Origin of the sequence: Caballeronia hypogeia (genome assembly GCF_001544875.2) — a bacterium.
Classification (GTDB): domain Bacteria; phylum Pseudomonadota; class Gammaproteobacteria; order Burkholderiales; family Burkholderiaceae; genus Caballeronia; species Caballeronia hypogeia.
On record NZ_FCOA02000002.1, the window covers coordinates 361,705 to 376,978 of the forward strand.

Annotated in this window: 14 protein-coding genes and 1 pseudogene; 8 read left to right on the forward strand and 7 right to left on the reverse strand. The window is 62.7% G+C overall.

Features of this window, described 5'->3' with window-relative positions:
• Position 1 precedes the first annotated feature (1 nt).
• Both AWB79_RS04905 and AWB79_RS04910 read left to right on the forward strand, forming a co-directional pair.
• Positions 2–619 carry an MFS transporter gene (locus AWB79_RS04905; protein ID WP_082862269.1) on the forward strand — a complete coding sequence of 206 codons (618 nt, stop codon included), beginning with the start codon at positions 2–4 and terminating at the stop codon, positions 617–619.
• Positions 620–683: 64 nt separating this feature from the next.
• Positions 684–896 (forward strand): hypothetical protein, encoded by a 213-nt coding sequence (locus AWB79_RS04910; protein WP_061166255.1) that lies wholly within the window; start codon positions 684–686, stop codon positions 894–896.
• A gap of 38 nt (positions 897–934) precedes the next feature.
• Here the strand turns inward: AWB79_RS04910 and AWB79_RS04915 are convergent, their stop codons facing one another.
• Positions 935–1,450: an SRPBCC family protein gene (locus tag AWB79_RS04915; RefSeq protein WP_061166256.1), complete on the reverse strand. Its 516-nt coding sequence runs from the start codon at positions 1,448–1,450 to the stop codon at positions 935–937.
• Complete coding sequence (locus AWB79_RS04920; protein ID WP_061166257.1) at positions 1,437–1,805, reverse strand: ArsR/SmtB family transcription factor; 369 nt, start codon at positions 1,803–1,805, stop codon at positions 1,437–1,439. The genes AWB79_RS04915 and AWB79_RS04920 overlap by 14 nt, the downstream gene beginning before the upstream one ends.
• A gap of 122 nt (positions 1,806–1,927) precedes the next feature.
• Here AWB79_RS04920 and AWB79_RS04925 point away from each other — a divergent pair, with 122 nt between their 5' ends.
• Positions 1,928–2,809: an alpha/beta fold hydrolase gene (locus AWB79_RS04925; RefSeq protein ID WP_082862270.1), complete on the forward strand. Its 882-nt coding sequence runs from the start codon at positions 1,928–1,930 to the stop codon at positions 2,807–2,809.
• Here AWB79_RS04925 and AWB79_RS04930 read toward each other — a convergent pair.
• The 3 genes from AWB79_RS04930 to AWB79_RS04940 all read right to left on the reverse strand — a co-directional run bounded on the left by AWB79_RS04930 (position 2,797) and on the right by AWB79_RS04940 (position 5,047).
• Entirely contained in the window at positions 2,797–3,450 is a 654-nt protein-coding gene (locus AWB79_RS04930) for a hypothetical protein (protein ID WP_061166258.1), read from the reverse strand. The genes AWB79_RS04925 and AWB79_RS04930 overlap by 13 nt on opposite strands.
• 197 nt (positions 3,451–3,647) lie before the next feature.
• On the reverse strand, positions 3,648–4,436 hold the full coding sequence (locus tag AWB79_RS04935; protein WP_061166259.1) for a DUF899 domain-containing protein: 789 nt from the start codon (positions 4,434–4,436) through the stop codon (positions 3,648–3,650).
• Positions 4,437–4,537: 101 nt separating this feature from the next.
• Entirely contained in the window at positions 4,538–5,047 is a 510-nt protein-coding gene (locus AWB79_RS04940) for a DUF6622 family protein (protein WP_061166260.1), read from the reverse strand.
• Between the two features lie 305 nt (positions 5,048–5,352).
• Here AWB79_RS04940 and panS point away from each other — a divergent pair, with 305 nt between their 5' ends.
• A complete protein-coding gene (gene panS / locus AWB79_RS04945; protein ID WP_061166261.1) occupies positions 5,353–6,312 on the forward strand; it encodes a ketopantoate/pantoate/pantothenate transporter PanS in 960 nt (319 codons plus the stop codon).
• 68 nt (positions 6,313–6,380) lie between these two features.
• Here the strand turns inward: panS and AWB79_RS04950 are convergent, their stop codons facing one another.
• Positions 6,381–6,956: a thioredoxin family protein gene (locus tag AWB79_RS04950; protein WP_061166262.1), complete on the reverse strand. Its 576-nt coding sequence runs from the start codon at positions 6,954–6,956 to the stop codon at positions 6,381–6,383.
• Positions 6,957–7,234: 278 nt separating this feature from the next.
• Between AWB79_RS04950 and AWB79_RS04955 the strand changes: the two are divergent.
• Positions 7,235–7,951 (forward strand): annotated as a pseudogene (locus AWB79_RS04955) (cytochrome c biogenesis CcdA family protein); the annotation flags it as partial.
• A 21-nt stretch (positions 7,952–7,972) separates the two neighbouring features.
• On the opposite strand, the gene AWB79_RS04960 reads toward AWB79_RS04955, so the two are convergent.
• A complete protein-coding gene (locus AWB79_RS04960) occupies positions 7,973–8,935 on the reverse strand; it encodes a LysR family transcriptional regulator (protein ID WP_061166263.1) in 963 nt (320 codons plus the stop codon).
• Positions 8,936–9,043: 108 nt separating this feature from the next.
• Here AWB79_RS04960 and AWB79_RS04965 point away from each other — a divergent pair, with 108 nt between their 5' ends.
• The 3 genes from AWB79_RS04965 to AWB79_RS04975 all read left to right on the forward strand — a co-directional run bounded on the left by AWB79_RS04965 (position 9,044) and on the right by AWB79_RS04975 (position 14,992).
• A complete protein-coding gene (locus tag AWB79_RS04965; protein ID WP_061166264.1) occupies positions 9,044–10,210 on the forward strand; it encodes a mandelate racemase/muconate lactonizing enzyme family protein in 1,167 nt (388 codons plus the stop codon).
• A gap of 206 nt (positions 10,211–10,416) precedes the next feature.
• Positions 10,417–13,002 (forward strand): bifunctional aconitate hydratase 2/2-methylisocitrate dehydratase, encoded by a 2,586-nt coding sequence (acnB, locus tag AWB79_RS04970; RefSeq protein WP_061166265.1) that lies wholly within the window; start codon positions 10,417–10,419, stop codon positions 13,000–13,002.
• A 283-nt stretch (positions 13,003–13,285) separates the two neighbouring features.
• Complete coding sequence (locus AWB79_RS04975) at positions 13,286–14,992, forward strand: PQQ-binding-like beta-propeller repeat protein (RefSeq protein ID WP_061166266.1); 1,707 nt, start codon at positions 13,286–13,288, stop codon at positions 14,990–14,992.
• Positions 14,993–15,274: the final 282 nt, after the last annotated feature.

A 15,274-nucleotide genomic window follows, 5' to 3' on the forward strand; every position in this document is an offset into this window, starting at 1 on the left:
GCTGGCCGCGACGACGACGCTGTATTTCTTTCTGACGTGGTTCCCGACCTATCTGATGCAGGCGCGCGGCATCAGCATGCTGCACGCGGGCACGGCGGCCGTCGGGCCGTACCTGTCGGCGGCGGGGGGCGTGATGTTCGGCGGCGGGTGGGGGGACTGGATGATCCGCCGCGGCGTGAATGTCTCGACCGCCCGCAAGTTGCCGATGATCCTTGGGCTGCTGTTCACTGGCACCATCGTGCTGGCGAATTTCACGACATCGAATTCGATCGTGATCGGCATTCTGTGTAATGCATTCTTTGCGCAAAGCATGTCGTCGACGACGTGGGTGATCGTCTCCGAGATCGCGCCGCGTGAGCTCGTCGGCATGACGGGCAGCATCGCGAGTTTCGCGAGCAACCTCGCGGGCATCATCACGCCGATCACCATCGGCTTCATCGTGCAAAAGACCGGCTCGTTTGAATGGGCGCTCGGCTTCTGCGCGATCGTCGCGATGATCGGCGTGCTGTTCTATACCAGTGCTGCTGGGAAAGATCGAGCGCCTGACGATCGAGTAATACGCCGCGCGCCGCGATCAGCGGCGCGGCGGCGGACAGCGAAGCGGCGCCGGGTCGGATGACTCGACCCCGTTTCGCTTTTCGCGTTTCGTATGCAAAGAACCATTCGTAGGCAATGTAGACAAAATGCAGGCAACTGCGGCCAGAAGAACCAGGCGCAAGCACGCCGCATTGGCCGAACGGTGCGGCTCCGGCAGGGTTCAGGACGAGCCGCCGTGCTTCGTCGTACACTTCTTTTCGCACGTTCGGACCGCGTTTTTTGCATTCATTGAACGGCGCGCCATTCTGAGCGGGCGCGGCGACGAGATCGTCGAACTTGCCCGCACCAATCTGCGTTGAGGCCAGGGTGCGCGGCCCTGCACGGAGCCGCGCACCGCTCACGCGCCTCGCAGGAAGTCGGCCAGTTGCCCGAACGTGCCGCCGAAGCCCTGTTCGAGCGATGGCCGCAGTTCATCGAAATAGCGCTGTTCTTCCGCGCTCGCGCCGAACGGCGCCGCACGCAGCGCGATGGCGGTCTTTCCGTCTGCTTCACTGAACGTCACGACGTTTTCGATCTCCAGCGGACAGACCTCGCTGAAAGGCGCGCGCGCAATGCCGCAATTCTCGTTCGCGAACGAATTGAGCCACACGATGCGCTCGCGCTCCACGATCTCGCGATAGTTGAAGCGGCCCCACATCGCGGGCACGCCGCCGAACTTCATCGCGTAATGAAAGAAGCCGCCGGGGCGGAACTCGAAGCGATGCGTCTCCAGCGTACAGCCCGCCGGGCCCCACCAGCGGTTGATCTGGTCCGCTTCGCTCCATGCTTGCCACACGCGTTCGAGCGGCGCGTCGAACACGCGGTTCATTTCGAAGGCCACGCTTTTCGCGGCCGTATCGTTACTTTGCGACATGTTTTCTTCCTTTCGCAGTCGATGATTTCCGGGGCTTCGGTTTCTTCGACACCAGAGCGTCGAGTCTGTCGAAGCTGGTTTCCCATAATGACCGGTACGACTCGACCCAGCTCGCCACTTCACCGAGCGCTGCGGGTTCGAGCCGGCAAGGGCGCGTCTGCGCGGCGCGCGTGCGCGAAATCAGACCCGCGCGCTCCAGCACCTTGAGGTGCTTGGAGATCGAGGGCTGCGTCATGTCGAACGGCTCGGCCAGCTCGTTCACGGTGGCTTCGCCGCTCGCGAGACGCGCGACGATCGCGCGGCGCGTAGGATCGGCAAGCGCCGCAAACACCTGATTGAGGTCCTCTTCGAGCATGCGAGTCGATGGCCGTCTGGTTATATAGCTAATCGGCAATATAAAGACGGAGTTCGAAGCGGTCAAGTGCGGAGTCGGGCGAGCTGCCTTATCCTTTCGGATCGACATTCCGGGGACGGGTAATGAGCGAAACGAATCTGCCGCTGAAGGATGTATTGCCGCTCGATCAGGTTTTCGAATTCGAAGGACAATCCGTGCGCCATGGCGCGATCGGTGAAGGTGCGCCGCTCGTCATGGTGCATGGCACGCCGTTCTCGTCGCAGGTATGGCGGCGTATCGCACCGGTCGCGGCACGTTCGCGTCGCGTGCATTATTTCGATCTGCTCGGCTATGGCGCGTCCGACAAGCGCGCCGGGCAGGATGTCTCGCTCGGCGTGCAGAACCGCTTGCTCGCGGCGCTGCTGGCCCACTGGAGCCGCGACTGGCACGGCGCCATGCCCGACGTGCTCGCGCACGACTTCGGCGGCGCGACATCGCTCAGGGCTGCGTTGCTGAACGGCTGCGTCTATCGATCGCTGATGCTCGTCGATCCGGTCGCCGTGGCGCCGTGGGGTTCGCCGTTCGTGCGCCATGTACGCCAGCACGAAGCAGCGTTCGCGGGCGTGCCGCCTTACATGCATCAGGCGATGCTCGATGCTTATCTGCAAGGCGCGGCCCATCGTCGCCTGACGGAAGAGGCGCTGCGCGTCTATACGCAGCCGTGGACGGGCGAGCCGGGACAGGGCGCGTTCTATCGACAGATCGCGCAGATGGATCAGCGTTACACGGACGAGGTGCAGTCGCGCTATGGCGAGCTGAGTTGTCCCGTGTCGATATTGTGGGGTGAGGAAGACGCGTGGATACCGCTCGAACGCGGCGTCGAGCTGGCGTCGCTGATTCCGGACGCGCGCTTCACGCGCGTGCCCGGCTCAGGACATCTGATGCAGGAAGATGCGCCCGAGGTGATCGTCGGCGAATTGCTTGGCCTCCTGCAAATGTGCGACGCAAACGATCAGAAGCGATAGGTCACGCCGACCTTCACGATCGGATAGAAGCGCAGCTTGTCGGCCTTGTCCTGCAGGTCCTTCTGTTCGGCGTCGATGTTCTCCTGTCCTGCCTCGGCGACGATATCCGCCGGCACGTCCAGTTCGACGCGCGGACGGCCATAGGCGACACCGGCATCGAAGAAGGCGGAAAAGCCCTTCTGCGCCGTTGGCGTGTGGCCGAAGCCGATGCCGAGATACGGCCGTACGGTCGGGAAAGTGGCCTTGGCGTGAATGTTCTGGCCGAAGGTCGGGTAGGGCACGCCGTTGATCGTGTAGGTGCCGTTCTGGCTGGTGGCGGTGGCATCGATACGATCGCCGCCGATCAGCGCGCCGGCCGTGATGCGAAAGCCGACCGTGCCGGGCGCCGGGAAGAAGTCGAAGTAGAAACCGCCGTGATACAGGTTGACGGTGCCATCGTAGTGCAGGCCGCCCGCGTCGAAGCCATGCGAGAACTTGAGACCATTGAATTCGGCGCGCACGTTGTCGCGAATGCCGAACGGCTCCGCGTAGCCGATGCCGAGTCCCTCGGTGCCTAGTTGGCCATAGATTTCGCGAGCGTGCGAAAGCGGCGCGACAAGCACGCCGATAGCGACCGCGAGCGCGGCCAACGACTTCTTCATTGCAGTGATTCCGGGAAAGGATTGGACGAAAGGGCGTCCAGGCGAAAGCGGCAACGTTTGCCGGCTGGTGCGGGAGGGGCCGAAACGACGCGTGCGCGTCAGCGATAACCCGGATTACGGACGCGCGCGCGAAATTCTTTAGCGGATTCTTCTAATCAGAGAAACGGATGCCGACGCACGCCGGCATCTTTTACCCTTCAGCATTTGTGCCTGGCGCTTTCGGCGCGAAACGCCGCTTCGCCGGCGTCGGACACTTCGACCCATTTCTTGTCGGGCGGCGCATCCGTCACGTAGCTGTCGTGCCAGTTCCACCACTTGTACGTCTGCGTCTGCGGATAACCTTCGGGCGAATCTTCCCATAGCTCCTGTCGGCCGAGCGGTGTGATGTCGAGGTAATTCCAGGTGTTACCCATTTGTTCGTCGCCGCGATTATTGATGAAGTAGGTGCGGAACGCGCGCTCGCCATCGCGAAAGAATACATTCGTGCCGTGCCATTCGTCGACGCCGAAGTCTTTATCGAAGTTATCGGTTATGGTGAACCACGGAATGTCATTCCAGACCATGTGTTCCTTGAGCCTCGCGATATCCGCCTGCGGCGCGCGCGATACGAATACGAGCGTGGTGTCGCGTGCGTTCAGATGCGCGAGATGCGCGACCTGATCGGCGACCATCGAGCAGCCCCGGCACGCATGCTCGGGCCAGCCGAACACGCCCGGCTCATAGAACGCGCGATAGACGATCAGCTGACGTCGTCCGTCGAAGAGATCGAGAAAGCCGGTCTTGCCCGACGGGCCCTCGAACACGTAATCCGTCTTCACGGCAGTCCATGGCATGCGGCGCCGCTCGGCCGCGAGCGCGTCGCGGGCGCGCGTGTGAGCTTTTTCCTTTATCAGCAGTTGCTGGCGCGCGGCTTCCCATTCTTCCTGCGATACGACGGGCGGTGTACGCATAGCGCCCTGCGATGTTTTATCGTCAGATGTAGTCATGGCTTGTGCGACCTCCTGATTCGTTTGATTGCCATGACTAGTCTGGACCTGAATGCGGATCGACGGGAGTAACAATCGTGACGGCATTCATCGTCAGCGCGTCACGCGAGTCGGGCGCGGCACGCGTGCATCGTGCGGCAATACGTGAAGAAGCGCCCGGCGAACATGCCCGCGACGATGCCGGAGATGGCGGCATTGAGCATCACGTACATGGCGAGCGCCGATTCGTTCGCGACTGTCGCCATTTCGAAGCCGAGCCAGAACTTCGCGATGAAAGTCGCGGCGATCAGCGCCAAGGGCACATAGGAGCCCGGCAACATGACCGAGCGCGCCAGCGGATCGACGATAAAACGCGTGCGATTCGCGGTGAACACGCCACCCGCGATACCCGCGAACCCGCCGATCATCCACGCGCCCACGGCGGACCAGCCCGCGAGCGGACTCGACACCAGATGCGCGATGCCCATTCCCGCGAAGATCAGCGGCACGATGGCCAGTTTCGAAAGCGGCGTCGTGCCGCCCTGCGTCGCCTTGAAGCCGCGATACGCGAGATAAGCGAGGAGAATCCACACCCACGTTGGCGTGCCTTGAATGATGGCGATTGGCGACATGACGATCTCCTGAAAGGGTGTGCATCGACGGTTGACTGTGGGACGCATCATGCCGTCGAAGAATTAGCGGGAAATGAGTCTGCGATACCGTGTGAATTAAGCAGATCCCGAACTAAACGTCCGAGCCGGGTAAAATGCGGCGCCCGTCCGCCATTCGGCCGGAATGCGCGCGACCCGCGCGTTCCGGTATCACGCATGGGCGTCCGCCCCACGAAGGCAAGCTTTCGTCTCATTCGCGCCAGCCACTTGCGCGCGCCGGTTCGCTCAGAACACGACACGCCACGACATTCGAGGATTGCCTTTTCATGCTTGCCCGCATCACCCGTCTTTTCCCGCTCTGGGCCTTGCTGGTCTCCATTGCCGCCTATTGCTATCCGTCGTCCGTGACGGGCATCGCGCCCCACGTCACGACGCTTCTGACCATCATCATGTTGTCGATGGGCGTAACGCTCTCCATCGACGATTTCAGGCGCGTGTTCACGCGGCCCGCGCCCGTGATCGCGGGCATCGTGCTGCATTACCTCGTCATGCCGCTGGCCGCGTGGGTTATCGCGAAGGCGCTGCGCATGCCGCCCGATCTGATGGCGGGCATGGTGCTGGTCGGCAGCGTCGCTAGCGGCACGGCGTCGAACGTGATGATCTATCTCGCACGCGGCGACGTGGCGCTGTCTGTCTCGATCAGCGCACTGTCGACGCTCGTCGGCGTGTTCGCGACGCCGCTGCTCACGCGTCTTTATGTCGATGCGTCGATCGCCGTCGATGTGCATGGCATGCTGATGAGCATCGTGCAGATCGTCGCGTTGCCGATCGTGATCGGCCTCGTCGTCAATCATTTCTGCGGCAAGCTGGTGCGCAAGATCGAATGGATGCTGCCGCTCGTGTCGATGGTGTCGATTCTCCTGATCATCGCCGCGGTCGTGGGCGGGACGCAGAAGAGCATTGCGTCGGTCGGGCTGGTCGTGGCGATCGGCGTCGTGCTGCACAACGGCATCGGCCTGTTGGGCGGCTATTGGGGCGGGCGTCTGCTCGGCTTCGATGAAGCCGTGTGCCGCACGCTCGCGATCGAAGTCGGCATGCAGAACTCGGGGCTCGCCGCGACGCTCGGCAAGCTCTATTTCACGCCGATCGCGGCATTGCCGGGCGCGTTGTTCTCGGTGTGGCACAACCTGTCGGGATCGATGCTCGCCGGATACTGGGCAGGGCGTCCGGCGAAGGGCGCGACGCGCGACAACGATGCGCAAGGCGTTGCCGTCGGTCGCGGTTGATCGCGCGCAGCATGTGACTGAAACGAAAGGCGTGCCGATGCAGGGCACGCCTTTTTTATTCACGATGCTCAGCCTTGCTTCGCGTTCAAGCCCAGTAATCCGCGAATCGCATCCTCCGTCTGCGCATAGCGCCCCTCGCCAAACTGGCTGTACACGATCTTGCCGTTCTGATCGATGAGATAAAAAGCCGGCCAGTATTGATTGCGATAAGCGTTCCACGTCGCGTACCGGTTGTCCTGCGCGACCGGATATTCGATCCCGTATTGCTTGACGGCTTTCTTCAGATTGCCGAGATCGCGCTCGAACGAGTATTCGGGCGTATGCACGCCAACGACCACGAGACCCTTGTCGCGATAGCGCGCATTCCAGTCCTTCACATGCGGCAGGGTATGCGCGCAGTTGATGCAATCGAAGGTCCAGAAATCGACCAGCACCACTTTGCCGCGCAATTGCTTGAGATCGAGCGGGGCGCTGTTCAGCCAGTTATCGATGCCGGTGAAGTCAGGCGCTTGCGCACCGGTTTGCTGCGTCGACGCCGCAACGGACGGATTCGCGGTCGATGCAAAAGCGGCAAGCGCGACGACCGCGCCGGACGCGGCCACCATGGCGGCGGTAACGGCCGCGATCTTGATTCGTTCGAACATGACGGGTTCTCCTTTTGACCAGACGTTAAACCGTATTTGAACGCGCCGATGTATCGCGCACATGTCCCGCGCCGGTCCGTCTGCATCGTTCCGTATCGGCGCACAGCCCGGATACACGGCGATACAAAGCGGGGCGTTCGTATCGCCGTGTATCCGCTGTCTTCACCGATACACGCCGTTGCACGCGACGGCATTCGAGAAATTCCCGCGATACATGCGCGCGTTGAAATACGTCATCGCCTGACGTGCCGTTCAACGTTCATCCGGAGACCCTTCTCATGTCACTCATCGTCATCGCATTCCTCGGCGGCGTGTTCACCGTGCTGAGTCCCTGCATCCTCCCGGTCGCGCCATTCGTGTTCGCGCGCTCGGACAAGCCCTTCGTCACCGATCGTCTGCCGCTGCTCGCCGGACTCGGGGGCGCCTTCGCGATCGTGACCGGCATCGGCGCAGCAGGCCTTGCGGGCGCGGCGCAACTGAGCCAGTACGGGCGTTTCGTCGCGCTCGGCATGCTCGCGCTGTTCGGCGCGGCGTTGCTGTTTCCGTCGATCGCCGCGCGGCTCACGCAACCGATGTCCGCGCTCGCGGATCGCATGGTCGCGCGATCGCGGACGGACGGCGCGACGCGCCGCGTCTTTTCGGCGCTGCTGCTCGGCGCGGCGACGGGGCTCTTGTGGGCGCCATGCGCGGGCCCGATCCTCGGCGTGATCCTGACCGGCGCGGCCTTGCATGGTGCGAACTGGCACACGGCCGCTGCGCTCGTCGCGTATGCAACGGGCGCGGCGAGCGCGCTCGCGGTGGCGTCGAGCATCGGCAAGCGCGCAATGGATGCGCTCAAACGTTCGCTCGGTCTCGGCGAGCACCTGCGTCGCGCGATGGGCGCGCTCGTGCTGCTCACCGTGGCGGCCATCGCGACGGGCGTCGATACGCGCATCCTCGCGCACGTGCCCGGAGCGCCGACGAACGCGGTCGAGAGCCGGCTCGTCAGCCTGGTGAAATAGCAACCTGCTTTCAGCTCATTTTCGAGGGCTTCGCTTCTTCCGTTCACGCGTTTCGACGCCGGTTTCGACCGGAGTGAACGGCGCCTGAAACCTGCTGATCAAAAAGTCGATGAAAGCCCTCGCGCGCGCCGTCTGGTTCTTCTGTCGCGAGTAGTAAACGAACAGATCGGCGGAAGGAAGAACCGTGTTCGGCAGCACGAGATGAAGCCTTCCGCTCTGCACGTATTTCGCCAGATCCCACTCCGAGCGAATCAGGATCCCATGTCCTTCCAGTGCCCAGCGAAGCACGATGTCGCCGTCGTTGCTGGAGAGTGCGCCTTTTACCTTGATCGCCTCGATGTGGTCGTTGACGATGTAACGCCATACCCCATACGCGTCGTCGTTCTGGCGGTGGATGATGCAGCGGTGCTGCGCCAGGTCTTCGACACGCTCGGGCGTGCCGTACTTCTCGAGGTATTTCGGCGACGCGCAGAGAAAGCGCCGGTTGCTCATGATGCGGCGCGCGCTAAGACGGCTGTCGGGCAACTCACCGAAGCGGATCGCCATATCGAACGCGCCTTCGATCAGGTCGACAGGGCGGTCCGTCACCTCGAACTGCACCTCGACGCTCGGGTAACGCTTCGCAAACTCCGACACGAGCGGCGCGATCGACGTGCGGCCGAAGCCGAGCGTGGCGTTGATGCGCAAAAGACCCTGCGGATCACGCCGCGCTCCCGAGATCGCTTCTTCCATCTCGCGAACCTGACCGACGATCTGCGAGGCATAGCGCAGATAGGTTTCACCTTCGGGCGTGAGACTCACGCTCCGGGTGGTTCGATTGACGAGACGAACGCCCAGACGCTGTTCGATCACGCCGAGGCGCTTCGTCGCGGCCGGCGGCGACAGATCGAGGGCACGCGCGGCGCCGGACAGGCTCCGAAGCTTCGCCAGCAGAATGAAAAACTCGAAATCGCTCGCGGTCTGAGTTTCGGTATTCACTGGAGGTGAAAATTGAAGTGAATGAAAGTGCAGTTTAGCAGCGAATTTCACGGTTAAGCTTCGCCTCATATTGCAACCGACGTCACGCAGAACTCTGGAGAAAGTATCGTGAGAATCGTTGAAATCCGCGAAAAGACCGTTCCTATCAGCTCCCCGATCCGTAACGCCTATATCGACTTCAGCAAGATGACTCTGAGTCTGGTCGCCGTCATCACGGACGTGATCCGCAACGGCAAGCCGGTGGTCGGATACGGCTTCAACTCGAATGGTCGTTACGGTCAGGGCAAGCTGATGCGCGAGCGCTTCATCCCGCGCATCCTGGAAGCAGACCCGGCCTCGCTGATCAACGAAGCAGGCGACAACCTCGATCCCCACAAGATCTGGGCGACCATGTTCACGAACGAAAAGCCAGGCGGACATGGTGAGCGTTCCGTCGCGATCGGCACGATGGACATGGCGATCTGGGACGCGGTGGCGAAGATCGAAGGCAAGCCGCTGTTTCAACTGCTCGCCGAGCGCTACGGCAACGGCCAGCCGGATCGCAAGATTTTTGTGTATGCGGCGGGCGGTTATTACTATCCGGGCCAGGATCACGAGAAGCTGAAGGACGAAATGCGCGGCTATATCGATCGGGGTTATACGGTCGTGAAGAAGAAGATCGGCGGCGCATCGCTCGACGAAGATCTGCGTCGCATCGACTCGATCCTGAGCGTACTGCAGGATGGCCAGAAGCTCGCCGTCGATGCGAACGGCCGCTTCGATCTCGACACCGCGATTCAATACGCGAAGGCGCTCTCGCAATACGATCTGTTCTGGTATGAGGAACCGGGCGATCCGCTCGACTTCGAACTGCAGGCCACCTTGCGCAACTACTATCGCAATCCGATGGCGACCGGCGAGAACCTGTTCTCCATGCAGGATGCCCGCAACCTTATCCGCTACGGTGGCATGCGCGCCGACCGTGACTGGCTGCAATTCGACTGTGCGCTGAGCTATGGCCTCGTCGAATATTTGCGCACGCTCGACATGTTGCGCGAGCACGGCTGGTCGGCCGCACGCTGCATCCCGCACGGCGGCCATCAAATGTCACTCAATATCGCGGCCGGACTCGGACTTGGCGGCAACGAATCGTATCCGGACCTGTTCCAGCCATACGGCGGCTTCCCCGATGGCGTCAGGGTGGAAAACGGTTACATCACCATGCCCGACCTTCCGGGCATCGGTTTCGAAGGCAAGTCGGATCTCATCGTCGAGATGGAAAAGCTTTCCGCATAAGGCTCAGCGGGCGGCAAAGCGAGGACCTGCGGCCGCCCGAACAACCAGTTTTTCGCGTTGTTTTCGTCAACTCTTGTATAAGACATAAGACATAAGATATTTGACGGCACCGCGCATCACCGTTAAAATCGCGATCAAAGCAATGCCCGGAACAGCCTCGGCGTATCTGGAAAGCCTTCCTCTGAACGCATTTACAACGGTCCCCCATGCTTGAAAACTTTCGTGCTCACGTTGCCGCACGCGCCGCGCTCGGCATTCCTCCGCTCCCGCTGACGGCTCAGCAGACCGCCGAACTGGTGGAGCTTCTGACCAATCCGCCCGCGGGCGAAGAGCAGACCCTGCTCGACCTGATCACCAACCGCGTGCCCGCTGGCGTCGACGAAGCCGCGCGCGTGAAGGCCGGATTCCTGGCCGCCGTGGCCAAGGGCGAGACGGCCTGCGCGCTGATCTCGCGCACGCGCGCCACAGAACTGCTCGGCACGATGCTGGGCGGCTACAACATTCAGCCGCTGATCGAACTGCTGTCCGACGCCGAAGTGGGCGCCGTGGCCGCCGAGGCGCTGAAGAAGACCCTGCTGATGTTCGACCAGTTCCACGACGTCAAGGAACTGGCCGACAAGGGCAACGCCCACGCGCGCGCCGTGATGCAAAGCTGGGCGGACGCCGAATGGTTCACGAGCCGTCCGGAAGTGCCGCAAAGCCTGACCATCACGGTTTTCAAGGTGACGGGCGAAACCAACACCGACGACCTGTCGCCGGCTCCGGACGCCACCACGCGCCCGGACATCCCGCTGCACGCGCTCGCCATGCTGAAGAACGCCCGTCCCGGCATTACCCCGGAAGAGGACGGCAAGCGCGGCCCGGTCAAGTTCATCGAATCGCTGAAGGAGAAGGGCCATCTGGTCGCGTACGTGGGCGACGTGGTCGGCACGGGTTCCTCGCGCAAGTCGGCGACCAACTCGGTGCTGTGGTTCACCGGCGAAGACATCCCCTTCATTCCGAACAAGCGCTTCGGCGGCGTGTGTCTGGGCGGCAAGATCGCTCCGATCTTCTACAACACGATGGAAGACGCGGGCGCGCTGCCGATCGAACTCGACGTGTCGAAGATGGAAATGGGCGACGTGGTGGAACTGCGCCCGTACGAAGGCCGTGCGCTGAAGAATGGCGAAGTCATCGCCGAGTTTCAGGTCAAGTCGGACGTGCTCTTCGACGAAGTGCGCGCCGGCGGCCGCATTCCCCTGATCATCGGCCGTGGCCTCACCGCCAAGGCGCGTGAAGCGCTGGGTCTGCCCGCATCGACCCTGTTCCGCCTGCCGCAGCAGCCGGCCGACAACGGCCGTGGCTTCTCGCTGGCCCAGAAGATGGTCGGCCGCGCCTGCGGTCTGCCGGAAGGTCAGGGCGTTCGCCCGGGCACGTATTGCGAACCGAAGATGACCTCGGTCGGCTCGCAGGACACCACGGGCCCGATGACCCGCGACGAACTGAAGGACCTCGCGTGCCTCGGCTTCTCGGCGGACCTCGTCACGCAGTCGTTCTGTCACACGGCCGCCTATCCGAAGCCGGTGGACGTGAAGACGCATCAGACGCTGCCGAACTTCATCAGCACCCGTGGCGGCATCGCGCTGCGTCCGGGCGACGGCGTGATCCACTCGTGGCTGAACCGCATGCTCCTGCCGGACACCGTCGGCACCGGCGGCGACTCGCATACGCGCTTCCCGATCGGCATCAGCTTCCCGGCGGGTTCGGGCCTGGTCGCGTTCGCGGCCGCCACCGGCACGATGCCGCTGGACATGCCGGAATCGGTGCTGGTGCGCTTCAAGGGCAAGATGCAGCCTGGCGTGACCCTGCGTGACCTCGTCAACGCAATCCCGCTGTACGCGATCAAGCAAGGCACGCTGACGGTCGCCAAGCAAGGCAAGAAGAACATCTTCTCCGGCCGCATTCTCGAGATCGAAGGACTGCCCGACCTGAAGGTCGAGCAGGCGTTCGAACTGTCGGATGCGTCCGCCGAGCGCTCCGCCGCCGGTTGCACGGTGCATCTGAACAAAGAGCCGATCATCGAATATCTCAACAGCAACGTCACGCTGCTGAAGTGGATGATCGCACAGGGCTATCAGGACCCGCGCAGCCTGCAGCGCCGCATCAAGGCAATGGAAGCATGGCTCGCCGACCCGCAACTGCTGTCGCCGGACGCGGACGCCGAGTATGCAGCCGTCATCGAGATCGATCTGGCCGATATCCACGAGCCGATCGTGGCCTGCCCGAACGATCCGGACGACGTGAAGACGCTGTCGGACGTGGCCGGCGCCAAGATCGACGAAGTGTTCATCGGCTCGTGCATGACCAACATCGGTCACTTCCGTGCCGCGTCGAAGCTGCTTGAAGGCAAGCGGGACATTCCGGTCAAGCTGTGGGTGGCGCCGCCCACCAAGATGGATCAGAAGCAGTTGACCGAAGAGGGCCACTACGGCGTCTTCGGCACCGCCGGCGCGCGTACCGAAATGCCGGGCTGCTCGCTGTGCATGGGTAACCAGGCACAGGTGCGCGAAGGCGCGACGGTCATGTCGACCTCGACCCGCAACTTCCCCAACCGTCTGGGCAAGAACACGAACGTGTATCTCGGCTCGGCGGAACTGGCGGCGATCTGCTCGCGTCTGGGCAAGATCCCGAGCAAGGCCGAGTACATGGCCGACATGGGCGTGCTCAACGCCAACGGCGACAAGATCTACCAATACATGAACTTCGACCAGATCGAAGACTTCAGGGAAGTCGCCGACACCGTGAAGATGTAAGCTTGTTCGGCTACGGCACGTTGCTTTAGCCGTCGCACCATGCAAGGGCGCCGCAGGTTCAATACCTGCGGCGCCCTTTTTTTGCGCGGCGCCGGCCTGATCGAGTTTCGTGAGTTCACCGTCGGCGGTCCGTAAATCTCCACGGGCAATCTTCATACCGATACACAAGCGCGACAGCCAATTCAGACAAATGCTAGCCGCCAGCCGACGAAATCATGATCGTTCAGCCGGTGCAGACAATAATCGGAGGCACGAAACCGGACCCCTGAACGGAGCTTCGAAAATGAAAGGGCACTTGTCGGTTGGCGTGATCGCGGTCGCAGTCGCAGCAATAATCGGCGGTTGTAGCGGAGGCAGTTCGGATTCGGATTCGAGCGTGGCGAGCAAAGGCACCACACCCGGCTCGGGAGCGTCGTCCTCGGGCGGCGCGAGCGCGGCATCCGCTGCAAGCATGTCCGCGGTGGACGCGCGCCTGCGGCCGCGTCGCATGGACGTCACCACGTATCACAACGACGTGGGGCGCACCGGGCAGCAACTCGCGGAAACCGCGCTCAGTCCGGCCAACGTCAATCCGGACACCTTCGGCAAGCTGGGCTTCTATGGTGTGGACGGCGTCGTGGACGCCCAGCCGCTCTTTCTGGGCAACTTGCAGGTCGCTGGCGCAAGGCACAACGTGCTCTACGTCGCGACCGAGAATGCAAGCGTCTATGCCTTCGATGCCGACACCGGCGACGTGCTCTGGCAGGTGTCCACGGTGCTCCCGGGCGAGACGCCGAGCGACGACCATGGCTGCAACCAGACGACGCCGACCATCGGCATCACGTCGACGCCCGTGATCGATCGCTCGCGTGGCGCGATCTATCTCGTCGCGATGTCGAAGGACAGCGGCGGCGCCTATCACCAGCGCATTCACGCGCTCGATATCACCAGCGGGGCGGAGCTCTTCGGCGGTCCGACCGAAATCACCGCGTCGTATCCCGGCACCGGCTCAGGCAGCGTCAATGGCGTCGTGCCGTTCACGCCGGGCCAGTACATCGAGCGTGCGTCGTTGTTGCTGCTGAACGGCGTCGTGTACACGGCGTGGAGCTCGCACTGCGATACGCTGCCGTACACCGGCTGGGTGATCGGCTACAACGCGGATACGCTGCAGCAGACCGGCGTGCTCAATGTCACGCCGAACGGTGAAATGGGCGGCATCTGGATGAGCGGCGGGGGCCTTGCATCGGACGGGACGTCGATCTATTTCCTCGACGGCAACGGCACCTTCGATCCGACCACCAACGCGCAGAACATGCCCATCCACAACGACTTCGGCAACGGTTTCCTCAAGGTCACGCCGACGCCAACGCTCCAGGTCACCGACTACTTCCAGCCTTCGGACACGGTCGTGCAGTCGAGCCAGGATCTCGACCTGGGCTCCGGTGGCGTGGTGGTCCTGCCCGATGTCACCGACGTCAACGGCAACGTGAGGCATCTCGCGGTAGGCGGCGGCAAGACGCGCGCGCTCTACATCGTCGATCGCGACAACATGGGCACCTTCGATTCGGCCAGCGACCACATCTATCAGGAGCTCTTCTCGACAATCAGCGGCCCGATGTTCACCACGCCGGCGTTCTACAACAACACGGTGTATGTCGGCCCGGCGGGCGATCACCTGAAGGCGCTGCCGGTCGTGAACGGCCTGCTGGCGACGGCCGCGTCGTACACGAGCACCAGTCCGCCGTGGAACTGGAGTTTCCCGGGCTTCGCGCCCGTGATCTCGGCGAACGGCGACACGAACGGCATCGTGTGGGGCGTGGAGAACGTCACGCCCGCCGTGCTGCATGCCTACGACGCCAGCGATCTCTTCGAGCTCTACAGCAGCAATACGATGGGCTCGCGCGATCAGTTCGGCCCGGGCGCCAAGTTCATCTCGCCGACGATCGCGAACGGCAAGGTGTATGTGGGCACGAAGACCGGCGTCGCCGTGTTCGGTTTGCTCGGCAGTTGATGAAAGCTCGCAGCATGACGGTGAACGCCGCGCAAAACGCGCGGCGTTTTGCGTTCCTAGCATAAGAAAAGGGCATCCAGAACGCCTTGCCTAGGTGCAATCCCTAGCGTCCCTCGCGCATTTCAGCCAGTCGTCACGCTCCGTGCGGCCTCCACCGCGCGCGGCCATCGCCCGCTCAGGCCCGCCAGTGCTGGTTCGCAGCGTTTCGTGTTGCGTTCGCCCGTTTTTAAGCGTCGGCTGCGCCGCTTGCTTGCATTACCAGAAGTATCGAAAAGGGCTCAG

Coding starts and splice junctions, on each gene's coding strand:
- acnB (WP_061166265.1), top strand. CDS start 10,417: ATGCTTGAAAACTTTCGTGCTCACGTTGCCGCACGCGCCGCGCTCGGC.
- AWB79_RS04975 (WP_061166266.1), top strand. CDS start 13,286: ATGAAAGGGCACTTGTCGGTTGGCGTGATCGCGGTCGCAGTCGCAGCA.
- AWB79_RS04940 (WP_061166260.1), bottom strand. CDS start 5,047: ATGTCGCCAATCGCCATCATTCAAGGCACGCCAACGTGGGTGTGGATT.
- AWB79_RS04910 (WP_061166255.1), top strand. CDS start 684: ATGCAGGCAACTGCGGCCAGAAGAACCAGGCGCAAGCACGCCGCATTG.
- AWB79_RS04935 (WP_061166259.1), bottom strand. CDS start 4,436: ATGACTACATCTGACGATAAAACATCGCAGGGCGCTATGCGTACACCG.
- AWB79_RS04920 (WP_061166257.1), bottom strand. CDS start 1,805: ATGCTCGAAGAGGACCTCAATCAGGTGTTTGCGGCGCTTGCCGATCCT.
- panS (WP_061166261.1), top strand. CDS start 5,353: ATGCTTGCCCGCATCACCCGTCTTTTCCCGCTCTGGGCCTTGCTGGTC.
- AWB79_RS04915 (WP_061166256.1), bottom strand. CDS start 1,450: ATGTCGCAAAGTAACGATACGGCCGCGAAAAGCGTGGCCTTCGAAATG.
- AWB79_RS04930 (WP_061166258.1), bottom strand. CDS start 3,450: ATGAAGAAGTCGTTGGCCGCGCTCGCGGTCGCTATCGGCGTGCTTGTC.
- AWB79_RS04950 (WP_061166262.1), bottom strand. CDS start 6,956: ATGTTCGAACGAATCAAGATCGCGGCCGTTACCGCCGCCATGGTGGCC.
- AWB79_RS04925 (WP_082862270.1), top strand. CDS start 1,928: ATGAGCGAAACGAATCTGCCGCTGAAGGATGTATTGCCGCTCGATCAG.